The organism is Streptomyces sp. NRRL B-24572 (assembly GCF_002156145.1).
Lineage (GTDB): Bacteria > Actinomycetota > Actinomycetes > Streptomycetales > Streptomycetaceae > Streptomyces > Streptomyces vietnamensis.
Genome location: NZ_MWIG01000372.1, coordinates 1 through 5,701 on the forward strand (window position 1 = coordinate 1; position 5,701 = coordinate 5,701).

Consider the following 5,701-nt stretch of genomic DNA (forward strand, 5'->3'; position numbering starts at 1 on the left):
CCGGTTCCCGGAGGTGGGGAGACGGGGGCGGGAAAAGTTCCGGCAGGTGTGTGACGCGAGCGGTGGGCCCGCGAGCCTTCCTCCGTGCGAAGGCGATGACGAGAGCGAGCGGCGGCGCGGAGCCCGAGGGCAGCGTCCGGGTGCGCGGAGCCCGAGGGCAGCGTCCGGGTGCGCGGAGCCCGAGGGCAGCGTCCGGGTGCGCGCCGCCCGCGCGCTCGGCGGCCCGGTCGGCACGGGCACCGGCTCGGCCACCGTGGTCCCGGCCACCGTGGTCCCGGTCGCCCGGCTGCGCGACCGGACGCCCTTCCTGCACACCGGCACGGTCGTCGCCGCCCCGCTGATCGGCCTGGTCACCGGGGTGGCCGCCGGGATCCACCCGGCCCGGCGGGCCGCCCGCATCCAGCCGGTGGAGGCCCTGCCCCGCTGACCCGCGGAGCGCACCGGACGTTCCCGGGATTCCCGTCCCCCGTCCCACTTTTCGGGGTCTCGTCTTCGCATTCCGGTCCGTGCGTATGGTGAACCCATGAGCAGCGCAGCTTCCCGTCCCACCGCCGGCCCCTTCGACCGCGGACACACCGACGACCTGATGGCCTTTCTGACGGCCTCCCCCTCGCCGTACCACGCGGTGGCGAGCGCCGCCGAGCGTCTCGAGAAGGTCGGCTTCCGCAGGGTCGAGGAGACCGCCGCCTGGGACGGGACGGCCGGCGGGAAGTACGTGATCCGCGGCGGCGCGATCATCGCCTGGTACGTGCCGGAGGGCGCCGCCGCCCACACCCCGTACCGGATCGTCGGAGCCCACACCGACTCCCCCAACCTGCGCGTGAAGCCGCAGCCCGACATGGGCGCCCAGGGCTGGCGCCAGGTCGCCGTCGAGATCTACGGCGGAACCCTCCTCAACACCTGGCTCGACCGCGACCTCGGCCTCGCCGGCCGCCTCACCCTCCGCGACGGCAGCCACCACCTCGTCAACGTCGACCGGCCGCTGCTGCGCGTCCCGCAGCTCGCCATCCACCTCGACCGCCAGGTCAACGACGGCCTCAAGCTCGACCGCCAGCGCCACATGCAGCCCATCTGGGGCATCGGCCAGGTCCACGAGGGCGACCTGATCGAGTTCGTCGCCGCCGAGGCCGGCGTCGACGCCGAGGACGTCACCGGCTGGGACCTCATGGTCCACGCCGTCGAGGCCCCCGCCTACCTGGGCCGCGACCGCGAACTCCTCGCCGGACCGCGCATGGACAACCTGCTGTCCGTGCACGCCGCCACCGCCGCGCTCGCCTCCCTCGCGGGCCGCGACGACCTCCCGTACATCCCGGTCCTCGCCGCCTTCGACCACGAGGAGAACGGCTCCGAGGCCGACACCGGCGCCCAGGGCCCCCTCCTCGGCAACGTCCTGGAGCGCTCCGTCTACGCCCGCGGCGGCTCCTACGAGGACCGGGCCCGCGCCTTCGCCGGCACCGTCTGCCTCTCCTCCGACACCGGCCACGCCGTCCACCCCAACTACGCGGAGCGCCACGACCCGACGCACCACCCGCGCGTCAACGGCGGCCCGATCCTCAAGGTGAACGTCAACCAGCGGTACGCCACCGACGGCAGCGGCCGCGCGGTCTTCGCCGCCGCCTGCGAGAAGGCGGGGGTGCCCTGGCAGTCCTTCGTCTCCAGCAACGACATGCCCTGCGGCACCACGATCGGCCCCATCACCGCCGCCCGGCACGGCATCTCGACCGTCGACATCGGCGTCGCGATCCTCTCCATGCACAGCGCCCGCGAACTGTGCGGCGCGGACGACCCGTACCTCCTCGCGAACGCGCTGGTGGCGTTCCTGGAGGGCTGAGGCCCCGGGACCGGGCGAAACATCCGCGAAACCCCCGGGCTGCCAGCGCGTCCCCATGCATCGTCATGAGGGCCCGCCCCGGGGCAAGTTCTTCGCCGTCCTCGCCGCCGCCGTGGTGCTCGCCACGGCGGCGGGGGGAGCCGTGATCGCGCGCTGTGACGAACAGCCCCCGTGGGGCACGGACATCGCGTACGAGGGCGGCTACCTCCAGGCCGTACGGATCGCCAAGTGGCGCGCCCTGCGCGCCGGGGAGTGCGCCGACACGGAGCGGCGGGGGAGGGGCGGCGACCGGGCCGTGCACGATCCGGCGGCCTGGGTGGAGGGGCGCCTGGACGGGGCCGCGGGGCGCCCGTCCAGGCACCAGGGGATCGTGCGTCAGGCCTGCTCGTCCATGCCGGCGAGGATCAGCGGAAGACGGGACACGCCCTCTGCCGTGATCCTCACCGGGACGCCCCAGTCCTGCTGGTGGACGTGGCAGGCCGGGTACTCGTTGGCCGGGTCGTCGTCGCAGGACGCGGCCATCGCGGACACGTGCAGCACGCCCTCGGTGACCTCCGGGTTCAGGTCGAGCTCCCGGAAGAGATCGGTCCCGGTCCCCTCGCCGCCGAGCAGCAGCTCGGGCGGCGTCGAGGACACCAGGAGCCGGGTGGAGGGCCCGTACCGCTCGTCCAGCTTCTGCCCGGTCGGCGCCTGGAAGACGACGTCGAGCCGGAGCCGGCCGGGCGCGACCTCGGTGGCCTCGCGCTGCGTCCGGTAGGCGGCGGACTCGACCTGGACGGCCTCCTCCGGCAGCCGCAGCCGGGTCAGCCGGTGCCGGGCGGACTCGACGACGACGATGTCGCCGCCGACGAGCACGGCGTCGCTGGGCTCGCGCAGATCGGTGGCGAGGGTGGTCACCTCGCCCGTCGCCGGATCGAAGCGGCGCAGGGCGTGGTTGTACGTGTCGGAGACGGCGACCGAGCCGTCGGGCAGGGCGGTCACGCCCAGCGGGTGCTGGAGGAGTGCCTGCTCGGCGGCGCCGTCGCGGTGGCCGAAGTCGAAGAGCCCGGTGCCGACGGCGGTGTGCACGACGCCTTCGGTGTCGATGTACCGCACGGCGCTGGTCTCGGAGTCGGCGATCCACAGCCGGTCCTCGGTGGCGGCGAGCCCGGAGGGCTGCGCGAACCAGGCCTCGGCGGCAGGCCCGTCGACGAGCCCCTCGTTGGTCGTCCCGGCGGCGACCTCGACGGTCTTCGTCTCCGGGTCGTACGTCCACAGCTGGTGCACACCGGCCATGGCGATCCACACCTTGCCCTGCCACCAGGCGACGTCCCACGGCGAGGACAGGTCGACGTCGAGGGCGGGCCCGGAGGTCGGGGACCCCTGCCACCACTGCTTCCCGGTGCCGGCGACGAGCTCGATCGCGCCGGTCTCCGGGTCGTACGTGCGCAGGGCGTGGTTCACGGTGTCGGCGACGACGACCTTCCCACCGGGGAGCAGCGCGAGCCCCTGCGGCTCCCGGAAGACCCCCTCGCCGATCCGCCGCACGACGGTCTCGCCGTCCTCGGCGAGCTCGACGAGCTGGTGCCGGGTGGTGTCGGAGACGAGGAAGTTCCCGTTGCCGAGGACGACGGCCTTCCCGGGGAAACGGAGGTCGGTCGCGACCGGCTCGGGCGCCACGTACGGCCCGTCGCCGCGCCGCAGCGTCCCCTTGGCCTCGTGCTCGGCCTCCAGCTCCTCGACGAGCGTCCGGATGGCGTTGGCGTGCCCCTCGCCGGCGTGCTGGGCGACGACGTACCCCTCGGGGTCGATCACGACGAGCGTCGGCCACGCGCGCACGGCGTACTGCTTCCAGGTCGCGAGCTCCGGGTCGTCGAGCACGGGGTGGTGCACCTCGTACCGCTCGACGGCGTCGACGACGGCCTGGTGCTCGGCCTCGTGCACGAACTTCGGCGAGTGCACCCCGACGATCACGAGCGTGTCGCGGTGCTTCTCCTCCAGGTCGCGGAGCTCGTCGAGGACGTGCAGGCAGTTGACACAACAAAATGTCCAAAAATCCAAGATCAATACGCGACCTCGGAAGTCGGCAAGCTTCAGATCCTTCCCACCGGTGTTGATCCAGCCTCCCTTGCCGATCAGCTCAGGAGCACGGACACGGGCGCGGCGGGGCGCGGGTGCGGGGGTGGGCACCGGGGCGGCATCGTTCATGCTTCAAGCTTGCCATCTGCCCATGAACGCCGAACCACGCCCGCTCCGCTGCCTCTCGTAGCCCAGACGATCCGGCAGCGCTCGTCACCGTCGAACCTGGCACCCACCCTCCCTCGCCGTACTTCCACGCGGTCAATGGCAAGACCGAGACGCTCGCGCCTGCTGACCGCTCCGTCGGCTTCCCAGACCTCACGCAGAGGTCCGGTGGCCAGGAGCGGGGAGATGTCCGCGGAAGGATCCGGCATTCGCAGCAGATTCGCGCGCAGCCCCTCGATTCGGCTGCGCAGTCGTCCGGCGAGCCGGTTGTACCGGTCGATGGCGTCCATGCCGTCGAACTCTCCACGGACGTACCGGGCCTCCTCCAGGTCTGCCAAGCGGGCCTCCTCGTCCGCGATCTCCGCTTCGACTGCCTCCCGCTTCGCGAACATCTCCGGGTCCTCTCGCCGCATCCAGCGATCGGCGATCACGGCGAACAGCGGGTCCTGAGGCTCCAAGGATGAAAGGCGCGACAAGAACGCCCGAGTCACGTAGTCGTCGATGCTCTCCACCCGTGCCGAGACGCCGGTGCATCCTCTTCCCATCCGGTGGTTGGAGCACTGGTATGACGTGCCGGCCTTGCTCATCCGGGCCCCACAGAGCCCACAACGCGCCATGCCGGTGAGCAGGGACTTGCCTTGCTCGTGACCGTGCCGCTTCCCCGCCGGCGGGAAGGTGCGCGCTTCGAGCAGGCGAAGGATGCATTCGCGCTCTTCGAGCGTGATGATGCCCTCCCCGACGCTCACGGTTTCGAGCGTCTCCGGGTCCTGGTAAGGAAAGACCCGGTTCCTGTACTTACGCGTCCCGTCCGGCTGGTCCTCGTACTCGGTCTGCGGCATGAGGCCCGCGAAAGCCGGTGAGCGCAGGAGCTGCATCACGCTGGACGAGTTCCACTCGCCTCCTCGGACCGACTCCACCCCGTGCTCGTTGAGCAGTCGGGCGATGTGTACGAGGGCCTTCCCCGACAGCGCCTCATCGGCAATCAAGCGAGCGTAGACACAGGTGGCGGGATCGTGGACGAGCTTCCTCGTCTCTCGGTCCACCAGCAGCCCGTAAGGCGGCTGGCCACCAATCCATTGCCCTCGCCGACGCAGGTACCGCTTCGCGCTGCCGACACGCATCCCGAGATCGCGCGACTCGGTGCGCGCGAGCTCCGCCAGGATCGCAACGACGCCCCGGGCACTGGCGTTGCTCGTGTCGAGGCCATCCATGACGGAGACCAGCCGTCCGCCAGCCCGCTCCATGTCGTCCAATGCCTTGCCGACCTCGCCGATGCCCTTACGAGACAGGCGGTCGAGTTTCCAGACGATCAGGACGCCCACGACACCTGCCGTGACTGCCGTGATCGCAGCGTCGAACCCCTTGCGACTGACGTTCTTGTATCCGGAACGGCCTCGGTCGATGTGTACCTTGCGGACGGTCAGCCCGTTGCGCTCGGCCCAGGCGCGGCAGTCGGCCTCCTGGCGTTCGATCGCGGTCTTGCCGTCCCGGTCGAGGGACACACGGAGGTACAGGTCGCAGATCTTCTCTTGGTACATGCGCCCAGCGTGGTGACGGGATCGACCTTCTGTCGTAGTTCTTCCTGAAACAGGGGACAGAACAAGGTTTCTCCGCGTATAGGGACGGTGCCGTACGGGTGGAAAGTGG

Annotated in this window: 4 protein-coding genes; 2 read left to right on the forward strand and 2 right to left on the reverse strand. The window is 71.3% G+C overall.

The genetic code is table 11. The features are described 5' to 3' along the window. Positions 1-196 precede the first annotated feature (196 nt). Both CCN56_RS22370 and CCN56_RS22375 read left to right on the forward strand, forming a co-directional pair. The gene (locus tag CCN56_RS22370) at positions 197-427 is read left to right on the forward strand and encodes a hypothetical protein (protein ID WP_086829393.1); all 231 of its coding nucleotides are present in this window, start codon (positions 197-199) and stop codon (positions 425-427) included. Positions 428-523: 96 nt separating this feature from the next. Continuing rightward, complete coding sequence (locus CCN56_RS22375; protein ID WP_086829394.1) at positions 524-1,831, forward strand: M18 family aminopeptidase; 1,308 nt, start codon at positions 524-526, stop codon at positions 1,829-1,831. 375 nt (positions 1,832-2,206) lie between these two features. On the opposite strand, the gene CCN56_RS22380 is transcribed toward CCN56_RS22375, so the two are convergent. Both CCN56_RS22380 and CCN56_RS22385 read right to left on the reverse strand, forming a co-directional pair. Then, positions 2,207-4,018: an NHL domain-containing thioredoxin family protein gene (locus tag CCN56_RS22380; RefSeq protein WP_086829396.1), complete on the reverse strand. Its 1,812-nt coding sequence runs from the start codon at positions 4,016-4,018 to the stop codon at positions 2,207-2,209. Continuing rightward, the gene (locus tag CCN56_RS22385; RefSeq protein WP_086829398.1) at positions 4,015-5,592 is read right to left on the reverse strand and encodes a recombinase family protein; all 1,578 of its coding nucleotides are present in this window, start codon (positions 5,590-5,592) and stop codon (positions 4,015-4,017) included. The genes CCN56_RS22380 and CCN56_RS22385 overlap by 4 nt, the downstream gene beginning before the upstream one ends. Positions 5,593-5,701 lie beyond the last annotated feature (109 nt).